The sequence below is a fragment of the Thermomonas haemolytica genome, assembly GCF_004346265.1.
Taxonomy (GTDB): domain Bacteria; phylum Pseudomonadota; class Gammaproteobacteria; order Xanthomonadales; family Xanthomonadaceae; genus Thermomonas; species Thermomonas haemolytica.
Window position 1 is genome coordinate 222310 of the sequence record NZ_SMAP01000001.1, and the last position, 25511, is coordinate 247820.

24 protein-coding genes are annotated in these 25511 nt (G+C 71.3%); 11 read left to right on the top strand and 13 right to left on the bottom strand.

Annotated elements, in window-relative coordinates:
• Position 1: 1 nt before the first annotated feature.
• A complete protein-coding gene (locus EDC34_RS01030) occupies positions 2-1048 on the bottom strand; it encodes a LacI family DNA-binding transcriptional regulator (protein ID WP_114958992.1) in 1047 nt (348 codons plus the stop codon).
• A 278-nt stretch (positions 1049-1326) separates the two neighbouring features.
• Between EDC34_RS01030 and katG the strand changes: the two genes are divergently transcribed.
• Positions 1327-3489, top strand: a complete 2163-nt coding sequence (gene katG / locus EDC34_RS01035) for a catalase/peroxidase HPI (RefSeq protein WP_114958993.1) — start codon at positions 1327-1329, stop codon at positions 3487-3489.
• Between the two features lie 195 nt (positions 3490-3684).
• Here katG and EDC34_RS01040 read toward each other — a convergent pair whose 3' ends face one another.
• Positions 3685-4866, bottom strand: coding sequence for a trans-sulfuration enzyme family protein (locus tag EDC34_RS01040; RefSeq protein ID WP_114958994.1), 1182 nt, complete (start codon positions 4864-4866; stop codon positions 3685-3687).
• A gap of 96 nt (positions 4867-4962) precedes the next feature.
• Here EDC34_RS01040 and EDC34_RS01045 point away from each other — a divergent pair, with 96 nt between their 5' ends.
• The gene (locus tag EDC34_RS01045) at positions 4963-5430 is read left to right on the top strand and encodes an Lrp/AsnC family transcriptional regulator (RefSeq protein ID WP_114958995.1); all 468 of its coding nucleotides are present in this window, start codon (positions 4963-4965) and stop codon (positions 5428-5430) included.
• A 1-nt stretch (position 5431) separates the two neighbouring features.
• Here the strand turns inward: EDC34_RS01045 and EDC34_RS01050 are convergent, their stop codons facing one another.
• The 8 genes from EDC34_RS01050 to fabA all read right to left on the bottom strand — a co-directional run bounded on the left by EDC34_RS01050 (position 5432) and on the right by fabA (position 10886).
• Positions 5432-6166 carry a peptidoglycan-binding protein gene (locus tag EDC34_RS01050; RefSeq protein ID WP_114958996.1) on the bottom strand — a complete coding sequence of 245 codons (735 nt, stop codon included), beginning with the start codon at positions 6164-6166 and terminating at the stop codon, positions 5432-5434.
• A 174-nt stretch (positions 6167-6340) separates the two neighbouring features.
• A complete protein-coding gene (locus tag EDC34_RS01055; RefSeq protein ID WP_114958997.1) occupies positions 6341-6745 on the bottom strand; it encodes an RNA-binding S4 domain-containing protein in 405 nt (134 codons plus the stop codon).
• A gap of 82 nt (positions 6746-6827) precedes the next feature.
• Positions 6828-7244 (bottom strand): 50S ribosomal protein L19, encoded by a 417-nt coding sequence (gene rplS, locus EDC34_RS01060; RefSeq protein WP_114958998.1) that lies wholly within the window; start codon positions 7242-7244, stop codon positions 6828-6830.
• A gap of 197 nt (positions 7245-7441) precedes the next feature.
• Positions 7442-8215: a tRNA (guanosine(37)-N1)-methyltransferase TrmD gene (gene trmD / locus EDC34_RS01065; protein ID WP_114958999.1), complete on the bottom strand. Its 774-nt coding sequence runs from the start codon at positions 8213-8215 to the stop codon at positions 7442-7444.
• 12 nt (positions 8216-8227) lie between these two features.
• Entirely contained in the window at positions 8228-8749 is a 522-nt protein-coding gene (gene rimM / locus EDC34_RS01070; RefSeq protein ID WP_114959263.1) for a ribosome maturation factor RimM, read from the bottom strand.
• A 53-nt stretch (positions 8750-8802) separates the two neighbouring features.
• Positions 8803-9051: a 30S ribosomal protein S16 gene (gene rpsP / locus EDC34_RS01075; protein WP_114959000.1), complete on the bottom strand. Its 249-nt coding sequence runs from the start codon at positions 9049-9051 to the stop codon at positions 8803-8805.
• Between the two features lie 109 nt (positions 9052-9160).
• The gene (gene fabB, locus EDC34_RS01080) at positions 9161-10369 is read right to left on the bottom strand and encodes a beta-ketoacyl-ACP synthase I (protein WP_114959001.1); all 1209 of its coding nucleotides are present in this window, start codon (positions 10367-10369) and stop codon (positions 9161-9163) included.
• A 1-nt stretch (position 10370) separates the two neighbouring features.
• Positions 10371-10886 (bottom strand): 3-hydroxyacyl-[acyl-carrier-protein] dehydratase FabA, encoded by a 516-nt coding sequence (gene fabA, locus EDC34_RS01085; protein WP_114959002.1) that lies wholly within the window; start codon positions 10884-10886, stop codon positions 10371-10373.
• Positions 10887-11118: 232 nt separating this feature from the next.
• On the opposite strand from fabA, the gene zwf reads away from it, so the two are divergent.
• Genes zwf through EDC34_RS01110 form a run of 5 tightly spaced genes read left to right on the top strand, consistent with a single transcriptional unit; the run spans position 11119 to position 16818 of the window.
• Entirely contained in the window at positions 11119-12561 is a 1443-nt protein-coding gene (gene zwf, locus EDC34_RS01090; protein ID WP_338067034.1) for a glucose-6-phosphate dehydrogenase, read from the top strand.
• The gene (gene pgl, locus EDC34_RS01095) at positions 12558-13319 is read left to right on the top strand and encodes a 6-phosphogluconolactonase (protein WP_114959004.1); all 762 of its coding nucleotides are present in this window, start codon (positions 12558-12560) and stop codon (positions 13317-13319) included. Before zwf ends, pgl begins: the two co-directional genes overlap by 4 nt.
• Positions 13319-15148 carry a phosphogluconate dehydratase gene (gene edd, locus EDC34_RS01100; protein WP_114959005.1) on the top strand — a complete coding sequence of 610 codons (1830 nt, stop codon included), beginning with the start codon at positions 13319-13321 and terminating at the stop codon, positions 15146-15148. Before pgl ends, edd begins: the two co-directional genes overlap by 1 nt.
• Positions 15145-16155, top strand: coding sequence for a glucokinase (gene glk / locus EDC34_RS01105; RefSeq protein ID WP_114959006.1), 1011 nt, complete (start codon positions 15145-15147; stop codon positions 16153-16155). The genes edd and glk overlap by 4 nt, the downstream gene beginning before the upstream one ends.
• A gap of 15 nt (positions 16156-16170) precedes the next feature.
• Complete coding sequence (locus EDC34_RS01110; RefSeq protein ID WP_114959007.1) at positions 16171-16818, top strand: bifunctional 4-hydroxy-2-oxoglutarate aldolase/2-dehydro-3-deoxy-phosphogluconate aldolase; 648 nt, start codon at positions 16171-16173, stop codon at positions 16816-16818.
• A 13-nt stretch (positions 16819-16831) separates the two neighbouring features.
• On the opposite strand, the gene EDC34_RS01115 is transcribed toward EDC34_RS01110, so the two are convergent.
• The 3 genes from EDC34_RS01115 to EDC34_RS01125 are packed head-to-tail and all read right to left on the bottom strand — an operon-like array spanning position 16832 to position 19181.
• Positions 16832-17065 carry a DUF6587 family protein gene (locus EDC34_RS01115; RefSeq protein ID WP_240311028.1) on the bottom strand — a complete coding sequence of 78 codons (234 nt, stop codon included), beginning with the start codon at positions 17063-17065 and terminating at the stop codon, positions 16832-16834.
• Positions 17062-18915, bottom strand: coding sequence for a ferrous iron transport protein B (gene feoB, locus EDC34_RS01120; RefSeq protein ID WP_114959008.1), 1854 nt, complete (start codon positions 18913-18915; stop codon positions 17062-17064). The genes EDC34_RS01115 and feoB overlap by 4 nt, the downstream gene beginning before the upstream one ends.
• On the bottom strand, positions 18912-19181 hold the full coding sequence (locus tag EDC34_RS01125) for a FeoA family protein (RefSeq protein WP_114959009.1): 270 nt from the start codon (positions 19179-19181) through the stop codon (positions 18912-18914). The genes feoB and EDC34_RS01125 overlap by 4 nt, the downstream gene beginning before the upstream one ends.
• Positions 19182-19272: 91 nt before the next feature.
• Here EDC34_RS01125 and EDC34_RS01130 point away from each other — a divergent pair, with 91 nt between their 5' ends.
• Genes EDC34_RS01130 through EDC34_RS01145 form a run of 4 tightly spaced genes read left to right on the top strand, consistent with a single transcriptional unit; the run spans position 19273 to position 25511 of the window.
• A complete protein-coding gene (locus tag EDC34_RS01130; protein ID WP_114959010.1) occupies positions 19273-20058 on the top strand; it encodes an enoyl-CoA hydratase-related protein in 786 nt (261 codons plus the stop codon).
• A complete protein-coding gene (locus EDC34_RS01135) occupies positions 20058-22052 on the top strand; it encodes an acetyl/propionyl/methylcrotonyl-CoA carboxylase subunit alpha (RefSeq protein ID WP_114959265.1) in 1995 nt (664 codons plus the stop codon). Before EDC34_RS01130 ends, EDC34_RS01135 begins: the two co-directional genes overlap by 1 nt.
• A 10-nt stretch (positions 22053-22062) precedes the next feature.
• Complete coding sequence (locus tag EDC34_RS01140) at positions 22063-22953, top strand: hydroxymethylglutaryl-CoA lyase (protein WP_114959011.1); 891 nt, start codon at positions 22063-22065, stop codon at positions 22951-22953.
• Positions 22950-25511: a sensor domain-containing protein gene (locus EDC34_RS01145; protein WP_114959012.1), complete on the top strand. Its 2562-nt coding sequence runs from the start codon at positions 22950-22952 to the stop codon at positions 25509-25511. Before EDC34_RS01140 ends, EDC34_RS01145 begins: the two co-directional genes overlap by 4 nt.

The window sequence follows — 25511 nt, forward strand, 5'->3', positions numbered from 1 at the left end:
TTCAGCCGCCGCTGGAGGCGCGGACTTCGAGGGTCGGTGCCAGCATCACGCTGCGCACCGGCTGATCGCGCACCTGCCGCAGCAGCGTCTCCACCAGCAGCTCGCCGGCGCGCGAGGTGTCCTGCACCACCGTGGTCAGCGGCGGGTCCGCGAAGCGCGCCATCGGGGTGCCGTCGAAACCGACCACCGCCACGTCCTGCGGCACCCGCAAGCCGGCCTCTTTCAGCGCATGCAGCGCGCCGATCGCGATCAGGTCGCTGGCCGCGAAGATCGCGTCGAACGGTTTATCACGCGCCAGCAGGTTGCACGTGGCGGCATAGCCGGCTTCCTCGGTGCTGTCGGCATCCACCTGCAACTCGCGCAGCATGCCCAGCCCGGCCTCGCGCAGGGCCGCGTCGCAGCCCTGGTAGCGGGCGAAGAATTCCGGGAACCGCGAGGAGGCATCGCCGAGGAAGGCGATCCGCCGATGTCCGCGTTCGAGGAGGTGCCGGCCCGCCAACGCGCCGCCGGCATGGTTGTCGCAACCGATCGAGATCCCCGGCTGGCCGGGCTGCACCTGGCCCCAGCGCACGAAGTGGGTGCCCTGCTCCACCAGTTTTTCCAGCTTGCTCTCGTAGGCCAGGTAGTCGCCGTAGCCGAGCAGGATCAACCCGTCGGCCTTCATGCTGTCCTCGTAATCGGCGTGCCAGTCGTCCGAGAGCTGCTGGAACGACACCAGCAGGTCGTGCCCGTGGCGCGCGCAGGCGCGGGTGATCGAGCCCAGCATCGACAGGAAGAACGGGTTGATGTGGGAATCGTCGGGCGTCGGATCTTCGAACAGCAGCAGCGCCAGGGTGCCGGCGCGCTGGGTGCGCAGGCTGGAGGCGTGGCGATCCACCTTGTAGTTCAGCTCGCGCACCGCCTGTTCCACCCGGCGCCGGGTCTCGGCGTTCACCAGCGGGCTGCCGGCCAGCACGCGCGAGACGGTGGCCTGCGAGACCCCGGCCCGGTGCGCGATGTCCAGCGATGTCACACGGGTCTTCTTGCGGGGTCGGCGCGGCTCGGTCATCCCCGGAGTTTAACCAATGCCGCCCCCGCGCCCCGCTGGCCGCCCCCGCCGCACGGCGGCGTTGGCCTGCAGGCGGCGAAGCCTATTGCCCGAACGCATGCGCGGGCTTCGCCCTTCCAGTCAACCAATAGCCTTCAGCTATTGATTGCATTTCAAAATGAAACTTCACCTATCGATTGGCGCGCACTACAGTCACGAAGTCGGCCGACGCTGGATTCCCGGTGCACCCAGGCCCACACCACCCAACCGACCATCGACCAACGGAGAGGACCATGGCTATGAACGAATCCAAGCACGGCGGCAAGTGCCCGGTGATGCACGGCGCGATGACCGCCGCCGGCACCACCAATACCAGCTGGTGGCCGAACGCGCTGAACCTGGACATCCTCCACCAGCACGACACCAAGACCAACCCGATGGGCAAGGGCTTCAACTATCGGGAAGAGGTGAAGAAGCTGGACGTGGCCGCGCTGAAGAAGGACCTGCACGCGCTGATGACCGACAGCCAGGACTGGTGGCCGGCCGACTGGGGCCACTACGGCGGCCTGATGATCCGCATGGCCTGGCACGCGGCCGGCACCTACCGCCTGGCCGACGGCCGCGGCGGTGGCGGCACCGGCAACCAGCGCTTCGCCCCACTCAACAGCTGGCCGGACAACGTCAGCCTGGACAAGGCGCGGCGCCTGCTGTGGCCGATCAAGAAGAAGTACGGCAACAAGATCAGCTGGGCCGACCTGATGATCCTGGCCGGCAACATCGCCTATGAGTCGATGGGCCTGAAGACCTTCGGCTTCGGCTTCGGCCGCGAGGACATCTGGCATCCCGAGAAGGACATCTACTGGGGCTCCGAGAAGGAATGGCTGGGCCGCGACCGCTACGAGAGCGACGACAAGCCCGACTCGCTGGAGAACCCGCTGGCCGCGGTGCAGATGGGCCTGATCTACGTCAACCCGGAAGGCGTGGGCGGCAAGCCCGACCCGGCCAAGACCGCGCTGGAAGTGCGCGAGACCTTCAAGCGCATGGCCATGGACGACGAGGAGACCGCGGCCCTGACCGCCGGCGGCCACACCGTCGGCAAGGCCCACGGCAATGGCCGCGCCGACCGCCTGGGCCCCGACCCGGAAGGCGCCGACGTCGCCGAGCAGGGCCTGGGCTGGGCGAACCCCGACATGCAGGGCAAGGCCGCCAACGCCATGACCTCGGGCATCGAGGGCGCGTGGACCAGCAAGCCCACCCAGTTCGACATGGGCTACTTCGACATGCTGTTCAACCACGAGTGGGAGCTGCGCAAGTCGCCCGCCGGCGCCTGGCAGTGGGAGCCGGTGGACATCAAGGAAGAGGACAAGCCGCTGGATGCGACGGATCCCACCAAGCGCCGCAACCCGATCATGACCGACGCCGACATGGCGATGAAGGTGGACCCGATCTACAACGCGATCTGCCGCAAGTTCATGGCCGATCCGGAGTACTTCAAGGACACCTTCGCGCGCGCCTGGTTCAAGCTCACCCACCGCGACATGGGCCCGAAGGCCCGCTACATCGGCCCGGACGTGCCGGCCGAGGATCTGATCTGGCAGGATCCGGTGCCGGCCGGCAACGCCCACTACGACGTGGCCGCGGTGAAGGCGAAGATCGCCGCCAGCGGGCTGTCGGTGGCCGACATGGTCAGCACCGCCTGGGACAGCGCGCGCACCTACCGCGGCTCCGACATGCGCGGCGGTGCCAACGGCGCGCGCATCCGCCTGGCCCCGCAGAAGGACTGGGAAGGCAACGAGCCGGCGCGGCTGGCGCGGGTGCTGGCGGTGCTGGAGCCGATCGCGCGCGAAGCCGGCGCCTCGCTGGCCGACGTCATCGTGCTGGCCGGCAACGTCGGGCTGGAACAGGCGATCAAGGCCGCCGGCTTCGACGTGCCGGTGCCGTTCTCGCCCGGCCGCGGCGATGCCAGCCAAGAGCAAACCGACATCGAATCGTTCGCCCCGCTGGAGCCGCTGGCCGATGGCTACCGCAACTGGCTGAAGAAGGACTACGTGGTCAGCCCGGAGGAACTGCTGCTGGACCGCACCCAGCTGATGGGCCTCACCGCACCGGAAATGACGGTCCTGATCGGGGGTATGCGCGTGCTGGGCACCAACCACGGCGGCAGCAAGCATGGTGTGTTCACCGACCGCGTCGGCGCGCTGACCAACGACTTCTTCGTCAACCTCACCGACATGGCCTACACCTGGGCCAAGGCCGGCGACCATTACGAAGTGCGCGACCGCAAGACCGGTGCGCTGAAGTGGACCGCCACCCGGGTGGACCTGGTGTTCGGCTCCAACTCGATCCTGCGCGCCTACGCCGAGGTGTACGCCCAGGACGACAACAAGGAGAAGTTCGTGCGCGACTTCGTGGCGGCCTGGACCAAGGTGATGGACGCCGACCGCTTCGACCTGCACGCCTGACCTCCCCCCGCAGGCAGCCTTGGCAACGGCCGCGCAAGCGGCCGTTGCCATGTGTGCGCCTCGCAGCGCGCCGCGCGCCCTGCTCGGCCGCGGCAGGGCCTGTGTCAGCCCCGGCCCGATTGCGATTGCATCTGTATCCGTACTTTCATCCGGATAACGCGCATTCCCGTCCGCGGAAGTGCGCCACCCGCCCAATCACTCCACGGACGCGGACGCGACCGCCAGCGACTGCGCAAGGTCGTCCCACAGGTCCTCGACGTCCTCGATGCCCACCGACAACCGCAGCAGGCCGGGGGTGATGCCGGTGGCCGCCTTCACCGCGTCGTCCACCATGCGGTGGGTCAGGCCGGCCGGATGCTGGATCAGGGTGTCCACCGAACCAAGGCTGACCGCCGGCGTCATCACCTTCACCGCCGCCATCACGGCCGCCGCCGCGGCGTGGCCGCCGTGCAGCTCGAACGCCATCAGGCAGCCGGGGCCGCGCATCTGGCGGCCCACCAGCTGCGCACCGTGCGCACCCGCCAGGCCCGGATAGAACACCCGCGCCACCGCCGGATGCTGCTGGAGGCGCTGCGCCAGCACCTGCGCGTTCGCCTGCGCCGCCTCCACCCGCAGCTTCAGGGTCGGCAGCCCGCGATGCAGCAGGTAGGCGGCCAGCGGATGCAGCAACGCGCCGGTGGCCGCGCGCACGGTGCGCAGCGGCGCCGCATGCGCCTCGTCGCAGCAGACGACCCCGGCGATCACGTCGCCATGGCCGCCGAGGAACTTGGTCGCGCTGTGCAGCACGTAGGCGGCGCCGAACTCGGCCGGGCGCTGCAGCACCGGGGTGGCGAAGGTGGAATCCACCAGCACCGGCACCTCGCCGGCCGCCGCCGCCACCGCGCGGATGTCCACCAGCTGCAGGGTCGGGTTGGCCGGGGTTTCGATCACCACCAGCGCGGTGTCGGCGCGGCGCCTGGCGGCGATCTCGTCGGCCTGCACGAACTCCGCCTCGAGCCCGCACATGCCGCTGGCCAGCAGGTGGTCGGAGGTGCCGTACAGCGGTCGCACCACCAGCACGTGCTTGCCGTGCTGCGCGCGCGCCAGCAGCACCGCGGTCATCGCGGCCATGCCGGAGGCGTAGGCGACGCAGGCCTCGGTGCCCTCCAGCGCGGCGATCGCGGCCTCGGCGCGGGCCACGGTGGGGTTGTGCAGGCGCGCGTAGATCGGGTTGGCGGCCGTGGCGCCGCCGCCCACCAGCGCGTCGAAGCTGGCGCTGCCCACTGCGAGGTCGGCGATCGGATAGGTGGTGGACAGGTCCAGCGGCGGGGCGTGCACGCACAGCGCGCCGAAGTCGTCGCGGCCGGCGTGGACGGCGGTGGTCTGGAAACGGTGCATGACGGCCTCTCGTGCGGTGGAATGCCGCTATCCTAGAAGCTGCTTCGGCTTTGATTTCCAATGCCGAATGATATTTCGATTTTCCGGGGAACCTGCATGCTCGACCGAATCGACTACGCCCTGCTGCGGCTGCTGCGGAAGAATGCGCGCCTGCCGAACAAGGATCTCGCGGAAAAGACCGGGATCGCGCCGTCCACCGCGCTGGAACGGGTGCGGCGGATGCGCGAGGCGCGGATCCTGCTGGGCTACCACGCCGAGATCGCGCCCGAGGCCATCGGCATCGGCTTGCAGGCGATGGTGTCGGTGCGGCTGGCGCGCCACTCGCGGGCGCTGGTGGACGGCTTCCACCGCCACCTGCTGGGCCTGCCGGAAGTGCTGGCCTGCTACCACGTGGCCGGCGCGGACGATTTCCTTGCCCATGTCGGCGTGCGCGACAGCGAGCACCTGCGCCAGTTCACCCTGGCCGCCTTCACCGAGCGCGAGGAAGTGGCGCACATCGAGACCCGGCTGATCTTCGAGTTCCAGCGCAACGTGGACCTGCCGCCGCAGCCGGGCGCGGACTGATCTACTGGAACAGGCGGTAGGTGCGGGTGGAGACTTCGCTCATCCAGCGGTAGTAGCTGACGCGCCAGCGCCGGCCCACGTTCGGTTCCCACGGGTCGTACACCATCAACGTGGTGCCGCGGCCGCTGGGGTCGTTGTCGCCGCGCACGCCCACCACCAGGGTCATGTGTCCTGGGCTGCCCTGGTAGCCGCTGGGGATGCGCTTCAGGTAGCCGCCCGCGTTCCACAGGGTGTCCACCATCACCGGCCCCTGCCGCACCATCGCGGCGAAGGCCTGCGGGGTCCACGACGCCGGGGGATAGAAGCGCAGGCCGTGCGCGCGCGCGTAGCGCTCGGTCAGCGGCAGCCAGTTGGCGAGGTCGGAGGCGTTGTGCAGGCCGCCCGCGTCGTCCCACATATCGGACGGCGTGGCCGCCTTGACCGCGGCCACGCTGCTGCGCTTGAGCATCGCGGTGGAGGCCGCCCAGCAGGTGGTATTGGTCGGCTGCGGGATGAACGGCCGCAGGTGCTGCACCGCCGGATAGGCCTCGGCATCGAACAGCGCGTTCTGGGTGCAGGGGCCGGCCTCGCCGTCCACCACCAGCCAGGCCTGGTCCTGGTAGCGGCGCACCGCCTCCTGCGTGCGCGGGCCGTAGCTGCCGTCCGCGCGCAGGCTGCAGCCGGGCAGCTTGCGATTCAGCGCCTCCTGCAGGCGCCGCACCTCGGGCCCGCTGGACCCGTTCCTGAGCACCGTCATCTGCCTCTCCAGCAAACACCTTGCGATGCCGGGCAGGATGCGGACCCGCGGGCGCCATCGCTATTCCCGAAACGGCCTATGCGCCCCCTGCGTTCGGCATAGGCGCGGGTCGCGAGTCGTGGAGTTCGGGGCGTGGAACGTGGGGCGTGAGCGCGCGGCAACCGCGGGCGCGGGCTACAGCGCGTCGATATCGCCCAGCGCGCGGATCAGGCGGCGGGCGCGCTTGTCCGGCTTGGTTTCGGGCGGCTGAAAGCCGGCGCGCTCGGCCGCACGCTGCGCGCGTGCATGCGCGCGCGCCTGCCGCGACGCCTCGGATTCGCGGTACAGGGCTTGGGCGACGCTGGCCGGACCGCGCGCATCGCTGAGCGCCAGCACTTCGATCTCGAAGCGCTCCTCCGCGCGCTGCACCACCAGCGCATCGCCCACCCGCACGCCACGCGCGGGCTTGGCGCGTTGCCCGCCGACCTCGACCTTGCCGGTCTCGATGGCGTGCTTGGCCAGCGCGCGGGTCTTGAAGAAGCGCGCGGCCCACAGCCACAGGTCGAGGCGGACGCTGGCGATATCGTCGGGGGTCTGCATGTAGGGCGTCCTGCGCACCGGAAACGCAGACGGCCACCCGAGGGTGGCCGTCGCGGGGCGTCGCGAGGGTCGCGAAAGCGCCTTACTCGGCGGCGGCGGCAGCAGCAGCGGCCGCGGCGGCCTTGGCCTTGGCGTTGCCGGCCAGGTCTTCCTTGATGCGCGCCTTCTTGCCTTCCAGGCCACGCAGGTAGTACAGCTTGCTGGCGCGCACGGCGCCGCGGCGCTTCACTTCCACCGAGTCGATCGAGGCACTGTGGGTCTGGAACACGCGCTCGACCCCGTAGCCGTGGGAAATCTTGCGCACGGTGAACGCGGAGTTCAGGCCGGCGTTCTTCTTGGCGATCACCACGCCCTCGTACGCCTGCACGCGCTCGCGGTTGCCTTCCTTCACCTTGACGTTGACGACGACGGTGTCGCCGGGGCCGAACTCCGGCAGCTTGCGCGCCACCTGGGCGGCTTCGAAGTCCTGGACGAGGGCGTGGATCGAGGGCTTGTTCATGGGATCAACCTGTTGAATGTGTTGCGTGCAACGGCACGCGCCTGTTGGAGTCGTTGTTGCGCGAGTGCACGTGGACCCGCGTCATGGCACTGGTGTAGCGGATGAATCTGGAACAACCGGGCGCAGGCCCAGCCGCGCATTATAGCGGGAAATTCCGTTGCGTGTCGCGCGCTTGCACGCCCCGGGACGCGAACGGCTCAGGCGTCCCCATCCGGCGGCTCGCCGGCCGCCGCCAGCCACTGCACCCGGAATGCCTCCAGCAGGGCGCGGTCGGCCTGCGACAGCGCGGCCTCGTCCAGCAGGTCGGGGCGGCGCAGCCAGGTCCGGCCCAGCGATTGCTGCCGGCGCCAGCGCGCGATTTCAGCATGGTTGCCCGACAGCAGCACCTCCGGCACCCGGCCCAGTGGATGTTCCACCGGGCGGGTGTAATGCGGGCAGTCCAGCAGCCCATCGCCCTCGAAACTGTCCTGGGCCGCGGATTCGGCATCGCCCAGCGTGCCGTCCAGCAACCGGGCCACCGCATCGACCACCACCGCCGCGCCCAGCTCGCCACCCGAAAGCACGTAGTCGCCGATCGACAACTCCTCGTCCACCTCGGCCTGCAGCAGGCGCTCGTCCACGCCTTCGTAGCGGCCGCACAGCAGCACCAGCCGCGGCAGCGCCGCCAGTTCGCGCACCTTGCGCTGGTCGAGGCGCCGCCCCTGCGGGCTCAGGTACACCACCCGCGCCGGCGCAGGGTCGGCAGCCCGCGCAGCCGTGATCGCCGCACGCAGCGGGTCGATCAGCATCACCATGCCCGGGCCGCCGCCGAACGGGCGGTCGTCCACCCGGCGGTAGTTGCCCTCGGCGAAGTCCCGCGGGTTCCAGCCGTGGATCGCCAGCAGCCCGCGCTCGCCGGCGCGTCCGACCACGCCATGGGCCGCGAGCTGGGCGACGAACTCCGGGAACAGGCTGATGATGTCGAAGCGCATGCCTGCGGGCGCCTAGAAGTCCGGGTCCCAGTCCACCACCACCAGGCCGGAGGCGAAATCGACGCTGCGGATGAAGTCGGGCTGGACGAACGGGATCATGCGATCGCGTTCGCCCTGCGCCACCAGCACATGGTTGGCGCCGTTGTCGAACAGATAGGCCACGCGCCCGAAGTCCACGCCCTCGACGTTGGCCACGCGCAGGCCCTCCAGGTCCACCCAGTAATACTCGCCGGGGGCCGGCGGCGGCAGCGCGCTGCGCGGCACCAGCACCTCGGTCCCGCGCAGGGCCTCGGCGGCATCGCGGTCGGCGACCCCCGGCAAGGTGGCGATCAGGCCCTTGCCGCCGGCGCGCACTTTCGCGCCTTCGCACAGGCGCTCGCCACCGCGCCCATCGCGCAGGGTCCAAGGCTGGTAGCGCGCGATCGCGCGGGCGGGCTCGGTATAGCTCTCCAGCTTGACTTCGCCACGCACGCCGAACGCACCGTGCAACCGACCCACGGCGATCATCCGCTGGCCAGCCGACGGTGCGTTCATTTCGGCATCCAGTCCGGCGGCACCCGCGGGCGCCATGCCGGAGCGCATCCGGATCAGGCCGCCTTGGCGGCGGTCTTGTACAGGTCGGCGACCTTGTCGCTCATCTGGGCGCCATTGTCCACCCAGAACTTCATGCGCTCGAGGTTCAGCTCGACGCGCTTTTCCTGGCCCTGCGCCACCGGGTTGTAGAAACCCAGGCGCTCGATGTTGCGGCCGTCGCGGGCGCTGCGGCTGTCGGTGACGATGATGTGGTAGAAGGGACGCTTCTTCGCGCCGCCGCGGGTGAGACGGATCTTGACCATGATGTTTCCAGTGTTGCCCAGCGGCCGGGATGGCCGGGTAAGCGGGCAAGTATAGCGGCCTTTCGACGTCGAACCAAGCCTCGGGAGGGCGCTCACACCCCCGCGAGGCTCAGGCGCGTGCGAACACCAGCGCGGCGTTGGTGCCGCCGAAGCCGAAGCTGTTGGACATCACCACGTCCAGGCGCGCGTCGCGGCTCTCGCGCACGATCGGGAAGCCCTCCGCCTGCGGGTCCAGCACGTCGATGTTGGCGGAGCCGGCGATGAAGCCGTCGCGCAGCATCAGCAGGCTGTAGATCGCCTCGTGCACGCTGGCCGCGCCCAGCGAATGCCCGCTCAGCGCCTTGGTGGACGACAGCGGCGGCATGGCATCGCCGAAGGCCTCGCGTACCGCCTTCAGCTCGACGATGTCGCCCAGCGGGGTCGAGGTGCCGTGGGTATTGAGGTAATCCACCGGGCGCCGCACGCCCGCCAGCGCCATCTGCATGCAGCGCACCGCGCCCTCGCCGCTCGGCGCGACCATGTCGGCGCCGTCGCTGGTGACGCCGTAGCCCACCAGCTCCGCATGGATGCGCGCACCGCGCGCGACCGCGTGGTCCCAGTCCTCCAGCACCAGCATGCCGCCACCGCTGCCGATCACGAAGCCGTCGCGGCCGGCGTCGTACGGGCGCGAGGCGCGTTCGGGCGTATCGTTGTAGCCGGTGGACAGCGCGCCCATGGCGTCGAACATCACCGTCATCGTCCAGTCCAGGTCCTCGCCGCCGCCGGCGAACACGACGTCCTGCGCGCCGTGGCGGATCAGGTCCGCGGCCGCGCCGATGCAGTGCGCGGAGGTCGCGCAGGCGGCGCTGATCGAATAGCTGACGCCCTTGATGTGGAAGGCGGTGGCCAGGTTGGCCGAGACCGTGGAGCACATCGTGCGCGGCACCATGTACGGACCGACCTTGCGCGCGCCGCGACTGCGGGCGATGTCGGCGGTCTCCACCTGCCAGCGGCTGGAGCCGCCGCCGGAGCCGGCGATCAGCCCGGTGCGCGGATGGCTGACCTGCGCCTCGTCCAGGCCGGCATCGGCGATCGCATCGCGCAGCGCCAGGTAGCTGTAGGCGGCGGCATCGCTCATGAAGCGCTTGAGCTTGCGGTCGATGGCGGCCTCGAGGTCGAGCTGGACCGCGCCGCCGACCTGGCTGCGCAGGCCGCGTTCGACCGCATCGGGCAAGGTGCGGATGCCGGAAATCCCCTCGCGCAGCGCGCGCGAGACGGTATCGAGGTCATTGCCGAGGCAGGACGTGATGCCCATTCCGGTGATCGCGACGCGACGCATGTCAAAGGCTTTCCGTGGAGGTGAACAGGCCGACCCGCAGGTCCTTGGCGGTGTAGATCTCGCGCCCATCCACCAGCGTGCGCGCATCCGCCTGCGCCACCACCAACTTGCGGTTGATGACGCGGCTGATGTCGATCTCGTAGCTCACCACCTTCGCGGTGGGCAGCACCTGGCCGCTGAACTTGACCTCGCCGCAGCCCAGCGCGCGGCCACGGCCGGGCGCGCCCAGCCAGGTCAGGTAGAAGCCGACCAGCTGCCACATCGCATCCAAACCCAGGCAGCCCGGCATCACCGGATCGCCGAGGAAATGGCACTGGAAGAACCAGAGGTCCGGGCGGATATCCAGTTCGGCGCGGACGAAGCCCTTGCCATGCGCGCCGCCGTGGTCGTTGATCTCGACGATGCGGTCGAACATCAGCATCGGGTCGGCCGGCAGGCGGGCCAGGCTGTTGGGGAACAACTCGCCACGCGCGCTGGCCAGCAGCTGCTCGCGGGTGAAGGAAGACGCGCGGGTCATGGACTGGCCCAAGGGGAAAGGGTTTCGATTCTAAACACCGCCCCGCGACATACCTAGACGTATGCGGCCGCGCACGCCGGGCGCCTGAAGCGGCATCGAGGCCGGCCGCGACCCCGGCGGCGGCCGGCACTGAAATCGTGTGCACCGCAATCCCGACGGCGAAGCGTATTAAGCTCGGGAAAACCCAAGCCTGGAACCGATGTCCGTGACGCCTGCCACGCACGCTTCGCTGTTGACCATATTCGGCGCCACCGGCGACCTGGCACAGCGCATGCTGCTGCCCTCGCTGTACAGCCTGCAGGCCGAACGCCTGCTGCCGGAGGGCATGCGCATCCTCGGCACCGCGCGCAGCGAGCTGGACCGCGAGGGCTTCGCGCAGCTGGTGGCCGACAGCATCCAGCAGCGCATCCCCGCGCACGAGCGCAGCGAGGAGGCCCTGCGCGGGCTGCTGGAGCGCCTGGACTACCTGCCCGCCAGCGCCGACGACGACGCCTCGATGGCAGCGCTGGCCGCGCGCGTGCAGGCGCTGCGCGCGGGCGACGTGCTCTACCACATGAGCACCGCGCCGAAGTTCTACGGCCCCGCCTGCCAGGCGCTGGCCGCGCATGGCGCCGCCGGCCCCGGCACCCGGGTGATGCTGGAAAAGCCGATCGGCAAGGACCTGGCCAGCGCGATCGCGATCAACGACGCGGTGGCGCGTGCGTTCGATGAAGAGCGGGTTTACCGGGTCGATCATTACCTTGGCAAGGAAGGCGTGCAGAACCTGATCGCGCTGCGCTTCGGCAACGCACTGTTCGAGCCGCTGTGGAACGCACGCCACGTCGAGCAGGTGCAGATCACGGTCGCCGAGACAGTGGGCGTGGAGGGCCGCGGCGATTACTACGATGACGCCGGCGCGCTGCGCGACATGCTGCAGAACCATCTGCTGCAGCTGCTGTGCCTGGTCGCGATGGAGCCGCCGGCGCGGTTCGACCCGACCGCGGTGCGCAACGAGAAAATCAAGGTGCTGCGCTCGCTGCGCGCGATCGACGCCAGCAACGTCGCCACCGAATCGGTGGCCGGCCAGTACACCGCCGGCGCGATCGACGGCGCCGCGGTGCCCGGCTACGTGGAGGAGTTGGGCCGCCCCAGCCGCACCGAGACCTTCGTGGCGCTGCGCGCGCACGTGGACAACTGGCGCTGGTCCGGGGTGCCGTTCTACCTGCGCACCGGCAAGCGCCTGCCCGCGCGCAGCACCGAGATCTACCTGCAGTTCCGCAAGGTGCCGTATTCGATCTTCGGCGGCGCCGCGGCGGCCGACATGCGCCCGAACGGGCTGCTGATCAAGCTGCAGCCGGAGGAGCGCATCGAGCTGGACCTGATGAGCAAGACCCCGGGCCTGGACCGGCACGGCCTGCGCCTGTCGCAGGTGGCGCTGGACCTGGACTTCCACCAGGAATTTTCCAGCGCGCGCCGGCGCATCGCCTACGAGCGCCTTTATCTGGATGCGATCGAGGGCAACGGCACTCTGTTCGTGCGCCGCGACGAGACCGAGGCCGCCTGGCAATGGGTGGACGCGATCGCCGCCGGCTGGCGCGATGCCGGCATGCTGCCGCGCCCCTACCCCGCCGGCACCTGGGGGCCGGGCGCCGCGATCTCGCTGGTGGACCGCCTGGGCCACGGCTGGCGCGAATGAGCAGGCGCGCGGCGATGGCAGGCAGCGAGCACCTCTATCCCGACACCCCCGCGCTGGTCGCCGGGGTCGCCGCCGCGTTCACGCAGGCCTGCCGCGATGCCATCGCCAGATGCGGCCACGCCTGGCTGGCGCTGGCCGGCGGGCGCACGCCGCTGCCGGTGTACGCGCAGCTGGCGCAGGCCCTGCGCGATGCACGGATCGATGCCGTGCCCACCGACGAGCGCTGCGTCCCGCACGACCACCCAGCCTGCAACCTGCGCCACCTGCGCGCGGCTTTTGGCAGCGAGGCTCCCGCTTTTGCCCGTCATTCCCGCGTAGGCGGGAATGACGAACCAAGGAATATCGTGGCGCATCCGCTCACCGCCGCCAATGGCGGCATCGACGCCTCGCTGGCGCAGGCGCGCGCGCTGCTCGCCGCGCGTCCGCAACCGTTCGATGCGGTGCTGCTCGGAATGGGCGCGGACGGCCATATCGCCTCGCTGTTCCCGGGCGCGGCCAACCTGGCCGAGGGCCTGGCGCTGGACAGCGGCGTGGATGCCATCGCCACCCTGCCCGACCCGCTGCCGCCGGAGGCACCGTTCGCGCGCATCAGCCTGACCCTGCCGCGCCTGCTGCGCGCACGCAGCGTGCACCTGGTCGTGACTGGCCACGCCAAGCGCGCGGTGCTGGAGCAGGCCCGCCGCGATCCGCAGGCACCCTTCCCGGTCACCGCGCTGCTGCATGCCGGCGCGCCGGTTCACGTTCACTGGAGCCCCTGATGAGCCTCCCACTGCACCCCGTCGTCGAGCGCGTCACCGCCCGCATCGCCGAGCGCAGCCGCGCCACCCGCGCCGACTACCTGGCGCGGATGGACGCCGCGCGCATCCAGGGCCCGTACCGCCACAAGCTCTCGTGCGGCAACCTCGCGCACGCCTTCGCGGCGGCCGGCGAGGACAAGCTGGCCCTGCGCGCCGGCCGCGGCGGCAACATCGGCATCGTCACCGCCTACAACGACATGCTCAGCGCGCACCAGCCGATGGAGCACTACCCGGCGCTGATCCGGATGGCCGCGCGCAACGCCGGCGGCAGCGCGCAGGTAGCGGGCGGCGTGCCGGCAATGTGCGACGGCGTCACCCAGGGCCGCGCCGGGATGGAGCTGTCGCTGTTCTCGCGCGACGTGATCGCGATGGCCACCGCGGTGGCGCTGTCGCACGACACCTTCGACGCCGTGCTGTGCCTGGGCGTGTGCGACAAGATCGTGCCGGGCCTGCTCATCGGCGCATTGAGCTTTGGCCACCTGCCGGTGATCTTCGTGCCGGCAGGCCCCATGCCCTCGGGCATCCCCAACAAGCAGAAGGCCGAGGTCCGCCAGCGCTATGCGCTCGGCCAGGCCAGCCGCGAGGAGCTGCTGGAGGCCGAGGCCGCCTCCTACCACGCGCCCGGCACCTGCACCTTCTACGGCACCGCCAATTCCAACCAGATGCTGATGGAAGTGATGGGCCTGCACCTGCCGGGCAGCGCCTTCGTGCCGCCGAACACGCCGCTGCGCGATGCGCTGACCGTGGCCGCCGCCGAGCAGGCGCTGCGCATCACCGCGCTGGGCGGGGACTATCGCCCGCTGGCGCGCACCATCGACGAGAAGGCGATCGTCAACGCGATGGTCGGGCTGGCCGCGACCGGCGGCTCCACCAACCACACCCTGCATCTGGTCGCCATCGCCCGCGCCGCAGGCATCCGGATCGACTGGGACGATTTCGACGAGCTCGCGCGCGCCACCCCACTACTGGCGCGCATCTATCCGAACGGCGCCGCCGATGTGAACCAGTTCGAAGCTGCCGGCGGCCTGGGCTTCGTGATCACGCAATTGCTGGACGCCGGCCTGCTGCACGAAGACATCGCCTGCGTGCACGGCGGCAGCCTGCGTCGGCAGGCGATGCAGCCGTATCTGGACGATCTGGCCCTGTGCTGGCGCGACCCGCCGGCGACCTCGGGGAATACCGACATCGTGCGCCCGGTGGCCGCGCCGTTCGATACCGAAGGCGGGCTGCTCCGGCTGCAGGGCAATCTCGGTCGGGCGGTGGTGAAGATTTCCGCCGTGGCCCCGGAATTCCGCCGCATCCAGGCGCCCGCGCGGCTCTTCGACTCCCAGGACGCCCTGCTGGCGGCGTTCCAGGCCGGCACCCTGGAAGGCGATTTCGTCGCGGTGGTGCGCGGCCAAGGGCCGCGGGCCAATGGCATGCCCGAGCTGCACAAGCTGATGCCCACCCTGGCGGCGCTGCAGGACCGCGGCCAGCGCGTCGCGCTGCTGACCGACGGCCGCCTGTCCGGCGCCTCGGGCAAGGTGCTGGCGGCACTCCACCTCACGCCCGAGGCCGCCGCCGGCGGGCCGCTGGCGAAGCTGCGCGATGGCGACCCCGTGCGCATCGACGCCGAGGCCGGAACCGTGGACGCGCTGGTCGATGCCGCCGATTGGGAGGCACGCACGCCGGCCGCGCTGGCGCTGGACGGCAACCGCAGCGGCATCGGCCGCGAGCTGTTCGGGCTGATGCGCGGCCACGTCGGCCCCGCCGAGGAAGGCGCCTGCAGCCTGTTCGGGCACCCGGCATGAGCACCTCCACGCTGGCGCTGGTGGGCGACATCGGCGGCACCAATGCGCGCTTCGCGCTGGTGGACCTGGCGGCACCGAGCATCGAGCTGCACGCCTCGAAGTCGCTGCCGAACGCCGAATTCGCCAGCCTGCAGCACGCCATCGAGCACTACCTGGCCGAGGTGCGGGAAACCCCGGCGCGCGCCGCGCTGGCGGTGGCCTGCCCGGTGGGCAGCGACGAGATCCGGCTGACCAACCGCGCCTGGTCGTTCTCGCGCTCCGAGCTGCAGCGCACGCTGGGGCTGGCCGAGCTGCGCATGCTCAACGATTTCGGCGCGGTGGCCTGGGCCGTGCCGGCGCTGGCCGAGGAGCACCTGGTGACCCTGCACGGTGACCCGCAGGCGCCGCTGCAGGGGCCGGTGAGCGTACTCGGCCCCGGCACCGGGCTGGGCGTGGCGCTGCTGGTGGGTGATCCAGATCGCGGCTGGCAGGTGGTGGAAACCGAGGGCGGCCACGTCGGTTTCGCCCCGATCGGCGACGAGGAACGCGCAATCGCCGCGTGGCTGACCGCCCAGCACGGCCGCACCTCCACCGAGCGCCTGCTGTGCGGCAAGGGCCTGTCCGAGATCGACCTGGTGCTGCGCGGTGCGGCGGTGCCGCCGGCGGCCACCCTGCTGCCCGGCGAGAGCAGCCTGCGCCGCCCGACCCTGCGCGAACCGGCGGAGATCGTGGCGGCCGCGCTGGACGGCCACGACCAGGCCGCGCGGCGCGCGCTGGCGCGGTTCTGCGCGGTGCTCGGCAGCGTGGCCGGGGACTGCGCGCTGATCCACGGCGCGCGCCGGGTGGTGATCGCCGGCGGCATCGTGCCGCGCTTTTTGCCGTTCCTGCGCAGCAGCGCCTTCCGCGAACGCTTCCTCGCCAAGGGCCGCATGGCCACCCTGCTGGAAGCGGTGCCGATCCAGATCATCACCCATCCCCATCCCGGGCTGCTCGGCGCCGCCTGCGCCCTGCGCGCCGGGCCCGCCTGACGCAAGGAGCCACGGATGCTCGACACCGCCCGCCACAACGCCCTGGTCGATGCCGTGTTCGCACGCGCGCCGGTGATCCCGGTGATCACCCTGCAGCGGCTGGAGGATGCCCTGCCGCTGGGCCGCGCGCTGGTGGAGAACGGCCTGCCGGTGCTGGAAATCACCCTGCGCACGGCATGCGCGCTGGATGCCATCGCCCTGCTCGCGCGCGAACTTCCTGAGGCCTGCGTGGGCGCCGGCACGGTGCTGGAGGCCGCCGGCCTGCGCCGCGCGCGCGATGCCGGCGCCGCCTTCGCGATCTCGCCCGGCGCCACCGACGCGCTGTATGCCGCGGCGCAGGCCAGCGACATCCCGCTGATCCCGGGCATCGCCACCGCCAGCGAGCTGATGCGCGGGCTGGAGCACGGCTGGCAGCGCTTCAAGTTCTTCCCGGCCGAGGCCAGCGGCGGCGTGGCCGCGCTCAAGGGCCTGGCCGGGCCACTGCCGATGGCGCGCTTCTGCCCCACCGGCGGGATCGACGCCGCCAAGGCACCGGCCTACCTGGCGCTGCCGAACGTGGCCTGCGTGGGCGGGTCGTGGATGCTGCCGGAGGAGGCACTGCGCGCGGGCGACTGGGCGCGCATCGGCGAGCTCGCGCGCGCCGCCGCCGCCCTGCGCGGCTGAGCCGCAGGCGCGCTCAGCCGCAGCCGTCGCAGCCGCCGCAATCCTTGCCGCCGCCCTGCACCGACGGCGCGATCCGGCGCGCCAGGGCGCGCATCCACGCCGGCCGTCCGGCGCGCGCCAGCGGCAGCGCCAGTGCGATCCGCAGGCGGCGGGTGGCGTTCGGGAACTGCTTGCGCATGACCACCGCCACGCTGACCAGCACCGCCAGCGCCACCAGCAGGTACTGCAGCCATAGCGGAATCATCATCCCCCTGCTCCCAACACCAATGTGATGCGGTAAGTAAGCAGCGAGGCCAGATAAGCCAGCGCGAACAGATAGCCGGCGGCGAACCCGGTCTGCTTCCAGGAATGGGTCTCGCGGCGAATCGTCACCAGCGTGGACAGGCACTGCGGCGCATAGATGTACCAGACCAGCAGCGACAGCGCGGTGGCCAGCGGCCACTGCGCCTGGATCACCGGGGCCAGCGCCTGCGCGGCGGCATCGTCGCTGGCCGCCGACAGCGCGTACACGGTGGCCAGCGAGGACACCACCACCTCGCGCGCGGCCAGCCCGGGGATCAGCGCGATGCAGATCTGCCAGTTGAACCCGATCGGCGCAAACACCGCGGTCATGGCCTGCCCGATGCGGCCGGCGAAACTGTAGTTGATGGCCGGGTCGGTGGCACCGGCCGGCGCGCCCGGAAAGCTGAGCAGGAACCACAGCAGGATGGTCAGCGCAAGGATGATCCCGCCGACCCGCTTGAGGAAGATCATCGCGCGCTCCCACAGCCCGATCAGCAGGTCGCGTGGGTGCGGCACCCGATACGAGGGCAGCTCCATCAGCAGCGGGTGCTCGCTCTGGTCGCGCCGCCACTTCTTCATGGTCCAAGCCACCGCCAGCGCACTGAGGATGCCGGCCAGATATAGCCCGAACAGTACCAGCCCCTGCTGGTTGAACGGGCCGACCGCGCGCCGCGGCACGAAGGCGCCGATCAGCAGGGTATAGATGGGCAAGCGCGCCGAGCAGGTCATCAGCGGCGCCACCAGGATGGTGGCGAGGCGGTCGCGCGGGTCCTGGATGCTGCGGGTGGACATGATCCCCGGCACCGCGCAGGCGAAGCTGGACAGCAGCGGGATGAAGCTGCGCCCGGACAGCCCGGCGGCGGCCATGCCGCGGTCGAGCAGGAACGCCGCGCGCGGCAGATAGCCGGATTCCTCCAGCGCGAGGATGAACAGGAACAGCACCAGGATCTGCGGCAGGAACACGACCACCCCGCCGGTGCCGGCGATCACGCCGTCCACCAGCAGGCTGCGCAGCGGCCCGTCCGCCATCGCGCCGGCCACCCAGTCGCCCACCCAGCGGGTGGCCGCCTCGATCCCGTCCATCATCGGCGTCGCCCAGGCATACACCGCCTGGAACACCAGGAACATCACCAGCGCCAGCGCCAGCAGCCCGAGCACCGGGTGCAGCAGCCAGCGGTCGAGCGCGTCGTCGATCGCCGCGGTGCGGCGCGGCATGCGCACCGCCAGCGCCAGCAGCCGGCGCACCTCGGCGTGCAGGGCCGCTTCGTCCACTGGGGCCTTCGCCTGCGGTGCCGGCGGGGGCGGCGCATCCAGCAGCTTAAGCAGCGCGTGCGCACCGTCGCGGCGCACCGCCACGGTCTCCACCACGGGCACGCCCAGCTCGCGCTGCAGTGTGGGCACGTCGATCATGATCCCGCGGCGCCGGGCCACGTCGCTCATGTTCAGCGCCACCAGCATCGGCCGCCCCAGCGCGCGCAGTTCCAGCACGAAGCGCAGGTGCAGGCGCAGGTTGGTGGCGTCCACCACGCACACCAGCAGGTCCGGCGCCGGCTCGCCCGGGTAGAAGCCGCGGATCAGGTCGCGGGTCACCGCCTCGTCCAGGCTGGCGGCATGCAGGCTGTAGGCACCGGGCAGGTCGAGCACGGCGAAGCGCTGGCCGGAAGGTGCGGTCAGCCAGCCTTCCTTGCGCTCGACGGTGACGCCGGCGTAGTTGGCCACCTTCTGGCGACTGCCGGTCAGCAGATTGAACAGCGCGGTCTTGCCGCAGTTGGGATTACCCACCAGGGCGATGCGCGGGAGTGCGGCCTGGCTCATGCCCCGCCCCGTGCCGCGTCTTCGACCGCATCACCGCTGCGCAGCGTCACCCGCTCGGCTTCGATCCGGCGCAGCGCGAAGCGGGTGAAGCCCACTTGCACCAACAGCGGTTCGGCGCCCAGCGGCCCGGCGGCCACCACCTCCACCGGCTCGCCGGACACGAACCCCAGCTCGCGCAGGCGACGCGCCACCGGATCATTGGGCAGGCGGTCCTGCACCGCATCGACGACAGCGGGTTGCCGCCGCGGGAGTTCGGTCAACAGCATGGGGGTGCTGACAAATGGGAATTGTTCTCAATTCTAGCACCGCCGCCAGTGGCTATCATGTACGGCTGGCAACTTCCGCATGGACCCCCGCATGAGCAATGCCCTGCAGCTCCGCCGCGACGGCCCGGTGGCCCGCCTGTGCCTGGCCCGCGGGCAGGTGCGCAACGCCTTCGATGCCGCGCTGATCACGGAGCTGACCGAGGCCCTGCAGGCGCTGGCGGCCGACCCCGGCGTGCGCGTGGTGGTGCTGGAAGGCGAAGGCCCCGCGTTCTCGGCCGGCGCCGACCTGAACTGGATGCGCGCCATGGCCGCCGCCAGCGAGGAGGAGAACCGCAAGGACGCGCTCGCCCTCGCCCGCCTGATGCGCACCCTGGATGAGCTACCCAAGCCCACCCTCGCGCGCGTCCACGGCGATGCCTACGGCGGCGGCGTGGGCCTGATCGCCTGCTGCGACATCGCCATCGGCGTGCCGGAAGCGAAATTCGGCCTGACCGAGAGCAAGCTCGGCCTGCTGCCGGCGGTGATCTCGCCCTATGTCATCGCCGCGATCGGCGCGCGCCAGGCGCGGCGCTACTTCGCCAGCGCGGAAATTTTCGATGCCGCCGAGGCGCTGCGGCTCGGCCTGCTGCACCAGCTGGTGCCTGCCGAGGCGCTGGACGCGGCCGTGCAGCGCCAGATCGACCTGCTGCTGAAGGCCGCCCCGCTGGCCAGCGCCGCCGCCAAGCACCTGGTGCGCGCCGTCACCGCCGCGACCGACCGCGACCGTCTGGACGCCGACAACGCCGCCCTGATCGCCCGCCTGCGGGTGTCGCCGGAAGGCCAGGAAGGCATCAGCGCCTTCCTCGAAAAACGCCCGCCGCACTGGATGCCACGATGATGTTCGACACCCTGCTCATCGCCAACCGCGGCGAAATCGCCTGCCGCGTGATCCGCACCGCGCGCAAGCTCGGCATCCGCACCGTCGCGGTGTTTTCCGAGGCCGACGCCGACGCCCAGCACGTGCGCCTGGCCGACGAGGCGCACTGCATCGGCGGGCCGCGCCCGCAGGACAGCTACCTGCGCGGCGACGCCATCCTCGACGTTGCCAAGAAAACCGGCGCGCAGGCCATCCACCCGGGCTACGGCTTTTTGTCCGAGAACGCCGACTTCGCCGACGCGGTGCAGGCCGCCGGGCTGGTGTTCGTCGGGCCGTCCGGCGCCTCCATGCGCAAGATGGGCAGCAAGGCCGGCGCCAAGGACCTGATGGCCGCCGCCGGCGTCCCGGTGGTGCCGGGCTACACCGGCGAGGACCAGTCGCCCGAGCATCTGCAGCGCGAGGCCGACCGCATCGGCTACCCGCTGATGATCAAGGCCGCGCACGGCGGCGGCGGCAAGGGCATGCGCATCGTGCGCGAATCCGACGAGTTCGCCGCGCACCTGGAAAGCTGCCAGCGCGAGGCGAGAAACGCCTTCGGCCGCGACCGCGTGCTGCTGGAGCGCTATATCGAACATCCGCGCCACATCGAAATCCAGGTGTTCGCCGACCACCACGGCAATGCCCTGCACCTCGGCGAGCGCGAGTGCTCGGCCCAGCGCCGTTACCAGAAGGTGCTGGAGGAATCGCCCTCGCCGTTCCTGACCCCGGAACTGCGCGCCGCGATGGGCGCGGCCGCGGTGCAGGCGGCACGCGCGATCGACTACGCCAACGCCGGCACGGTGGAGTTCATCGTGGCGCCGTCGGGCGAGTTCTTCTTCATGGAGATCAACACCCGGCTGCAGGTGGAACACCCGGTCACCGAGCTGGTCACCGGGCTGGACCTGGTGGAATGGCAGCTGCGGATCGCCGCCGGTGAGAAGCTGCCGCTGACGCAGCAGGACGTGACCCAGCGCGGGCACGCCATCGAGGTGCGGCTGTACGCGGAAGACCCGGAGGCCGGCTTCCTGCCCGGCTCGGGCACGCTGAAGACGCTGCGCCTGCCGCCGCCGTCGCCGCATGTGCGGATCGATGCGGGCGTGGTGGAAGGCGATACCGTCACCATCTTCTACGACCCGATGATCGCCAAGCTGATCGTGTGGGACGAGGACCGCCCGCGCGCGCTGGCGCGCCTGCGCGAGGCGCTGGCGGCCTGCGAGATCCACGGCCCGAAATCCAACGTGGCCTTCCTCGAGCGGCTGGTGCGGCACCCGGCGGTGGTGGAGGCGCGGATCGACACTGGCTACCTCGATCGCCATCTCGACGAATTCCTCGCCCCCGCCACCGCGGAGCCGTCCGCGCTGCTGGGTGCCGCCTGCGCCTGCCTGCTGGCGCAGGAATCGGCGGCAAGCACGGCGGCCGCCGCCTCGCCCGACCCGACCTCGCCGTGGGCGCTGGCCGACGGCTGGCGCCTGGGCCATGCCGGCGCGCGTCGGCTGCAGCTGCTGCACGGCGAGCGCAAGATCGAACTGCGCGCGCATGGCCACGGCGGCGAGTACCGGATCGCGCTCGACGGCCACACCCACGCCCTCGCCGGCGCGCGCTGGCAGGATGGCGTGCTCAGCCTGCGCATCGACGGCGCCATGCACCGCTTCCGCGCCGAAGTCGCAGGCGGCCTGGTGCAGGTGCATGATGGCCGCGCGCGGCTGACCCTGCGGATCGATGCCGGCGACCGCGACGGCGGCGGCGGCGAGGCGGCCGGCGACCACCGCATCCGCGCGCCGATGCCGGGCCGGGTGGTGCTGGTGCAGGCCCAGGCCGGGCAGGCGGTCAAGGCCGGCGAGGTGGTGCTGGTGCTGGAGGCGATGAAGATGGAGCTGGCCCTGAAAGCCCCCCGCGACGGTGTGCTGGCGGAGCTGCGTGCCGCCGCTGGCGACTTCGTGGAGGCCGACGCCGTGCTGGCCGTGCTGGAGGAGTGATCCCATGCCCATGCCATCCTGCGTCCGTATCGTCGAAGTCGGCCCACGCGACGGGCTGCAGAACGAGAAGACCGACATCGGCACCGCGCACAAGATCGCGCTGATCGACCGCCTCTCGCAGACCGGCCTGCGCAGCATCGAGGCCACCGCCTTCGTCAGCCCGAAGTGGGTGCCGCAGATGGCCGATGCCGCCGAGGTGCTGGCCGGGATCACCCGCGCGCCCGGGGTGTCCTACCCGGTGCTGGTGCCGAACCTGCAAGGCTACGAGCGCGCGCGTGCCGCCGGCGCGCAGGAGGTGGCGGTGTTCACCGCGGCCTCCGAGGCGTTCAACCGCAGGAACACCAACGCCGGGATCGAGGAATCCCTGCAGCGCTTCCAGCCTGTGCTGGAACGCGCCCGCACCGACGGGGTGCGCGTGCGCGGCTATGTCTCCACCGTGCTCGGCTGCCCCTACCAGGGCGAGGTGCCGCTGGCCGACGTGGTGCGCGTGGCGCGTTCGCTGCATGCGATGGGCTGCTATGAGATCTCGCTGGGCGACACCATCGGCGTGGGCACCCCGGCCAAGGCGCGGGCGATGCTGCGCGCGGTCGCCGCCGAGGTGCCGATGGCCGCGCTGGCGATCCATTTCCACGACACCTACGGGCAGGCGCTGGCCAACGTGCTGGCCTGCCTGGAGGAAGGCGTGGCGGTGGTGGACAGCGCGGTGGCCGGCGCCGGCGGCTGCCCGTACGCGAAGGGCGCCAGCGGCAATCTGGCCAGCGAGGACCTGGTGTACATGCTGCACGGGCTGGGCATCGAAACCGGCGTGGACCTGCCGCAGCTGGCCGCGACCGGGCGCTGGCTGGCCGGCCTGCTCGGGCGTGAGACCGGCAGCAAGGCGGGGCGGGCGCTGTCCGCGTGAGCCGCGACGCGCCCCGCGCCGATCCGGACGCGCCGCTGGCGCGGCTGGCGCAGGCGCTGGCGGCGCTGGAGCAGGCCGCCGCCGGACTCGCCGTGGAGCCACCGCTGCGGCCGCTGCTGGACGCGCTGGACCACGCGCTGCGCGATGTGCGCCAGGGCGCCGCGCGCGAGCACGGCATGTACCGCGCGCTGTTCGATGCGGTGCCCGACCCGGTCAGCATCATCGGCCGTGACGGTGTGGTGCTGGACGTGAACCAGGCCAGCCTGCGCGCCTACGGCCGCCCGCGCGCGGAGATCGTCGGCCGCCCGATCGAGCTGCTCAACCCCGACCTGCCGCCGGGCCACATGGGGCCAGTGCTGGAAGCGCTGGACCGCGGCGAGACCTACGTGGTGCAGGCCACCAACATGCGTGCCGATGGCAGCCGCTTCCCGGTGGAAGTGCATTCGGCCAATCTCGACTTCGACGGCCGCCGCGCGATCGTGGCGGTGGCGCGCGACCTCAGCGCGCGGCGCGAGGCGGAAGCGCGCTATTTCAGCCTGATCGAACACATCGACCAGGCCCTGACCGTGCAGGACGGCGATGGCCGCATCCACTACATGAACGCCGCCGCGATGCGCCTGTACGGGCTGGACGCCGAGGCCGAGGACGCGCGCAGCCCCGCCGCGGACGACGACTGGCTGGTGCTGGACGTGCACGGCCGGCGCCTGCCCGATGCCGAGGACCCGCCCGCGCGCGCCCTGCGCAGCGGCCACACGGTGGCCGGCGAGGTGATCGGGCTGTACCGGCGCAGTCGCCGGCAGCTGCTGTGGCTGGCGATGACCGCGGTGCCGCAGTTCGCCCCCGGCGCCGACCGCGCTGACCGCGTGCTGGTGCTGGCCAGCGACATCACCGCCCTGCAGCGCGACACCACCCTGTTCCAGCGCGTGCAGGAACTGGCGATGATCGGCGGCTGGCAGTGGGACCGCGCCAGCGGCGCGCTGTACCTGACCGGCGAGGCCCGGCGCATCCTCGGCGCGGCGCGCGCGCCGGACTCGATGCCGGCGGTGCTGGCCTGCCTGCTGCCGGAGGACGCGGCGCGGCTGCAGCGGACCCTGGACAGCATCCGCGACGGCACCGGCTTCGAACTGGAGCTGGAAGGCCGCCAGCACGACGGCAGCCCGTTCTGGGTGCGCATGATCGGCGAGCCCGACCCGCACGACCCCGCGCATGCGCGCATCAGCGGCACCCTGCAGGACATCACCGAGCGCCGACGCGCGGAGGAAGCGCTGCGCACCCAGGCCCAGACCGACGCCCTGACCGGGCTGCTCAACCGCAACGCGATCCTCGCGCAGATCGAGCACCGGCTGCGCGCGCCAGACGGCCCCGACCTCGGCCTGCTCTACATCGACCTCGACCGCTTCAAGATCGTCAACGACATGCAGGGCCACGATGCCGGCGACCTCCTGCTGGTGGAGGCCGCGCAGCGCATCCGCGCCGCGGTCGGCGACGAGGGGCGGATCGCCCGCTTCGGCGGCGACGAGTTCCTGGTGATCTGCAGGACGACGGACGACCCCACCCGTTCGGAGCGCCTCGCGCGGCAGGTGCAGCAGGCCTTCCAGGCCCCGTTCCGGCTGGGCAAGGACGAGTTCACCGTCACCACCAGCATCGGCATCGCGCACGCACCGCAGGACGGCGACACCCCGCGCCGGCTGATCCAGAGCGCGGACGTGGCGATGTACGACAGCAAGCACCGCCGGCGCGACGGCTTCCAGGCGTTCTCGCCGCAGCTGGCGCAGCGCCAGCACCAGCGCCTGCAGATCGAAACCCAGCTGCGGCGGGCGCTCGACAACGGCGAATTCCACCTCGTGTACCAGCCGCAGGTGGACCTGCGCAGCGGGCGCATCCTCTCCGCCGAGGCGCTGCTGCGCTGGAACAGCCCGACGCTGGGCGCGCTGCCGCCGGATCGCTTCATCGCGCTGGCCGAGAGCACCGGCGAGATCGCGCGGATCGACCACTGGGTGCTGCGCGAAGCCACCGCCCAGCTGCGCCGCTGGCAGGACGCGGGGCTGGCGATCGGCCGGATAGCGGTGAACGTGTCCTACCACCAGTTCATCGGCGAGGACCTGGCGCGCGGCGTCGAGCAGGCGCTGCAGGCCAACGGCCTGCCCGGGCACGCGCTCGAGCTGGAGCTGACCGAGCGCGTGCTGGTGGAGGATTCGCACGATGCCCTGCGCATCCTCGAGGGCCTGCGCGCGCTCGGCGTGCTGCTGTCGATCGACGATTTCGGCGAGGGCTACAGCGCGCTCAACTATCTGCGCCGGCTGCCGATCCATGCGCTCAAGCTCAGCCACGGCTTCCTCAAGGGCGTGCCGCGCAATGCCTCCGATGTGGCGATCTGCCAGACCGTGCTTGGGATCGCCCGCTCGCTCGGACTTGGCACCGTCGCCGAGGGCGTGGAAAGCGAGGCCCAGCGCGATTTCCTGCTGCGCCAGGGGGTGACCCTCGGCCAGGGCTTCCTGTTCGCGCCCGGCCTGCCGCCGGGCGAATTCGCCCGCCGCCTGGCGACCCAATCCACCTGA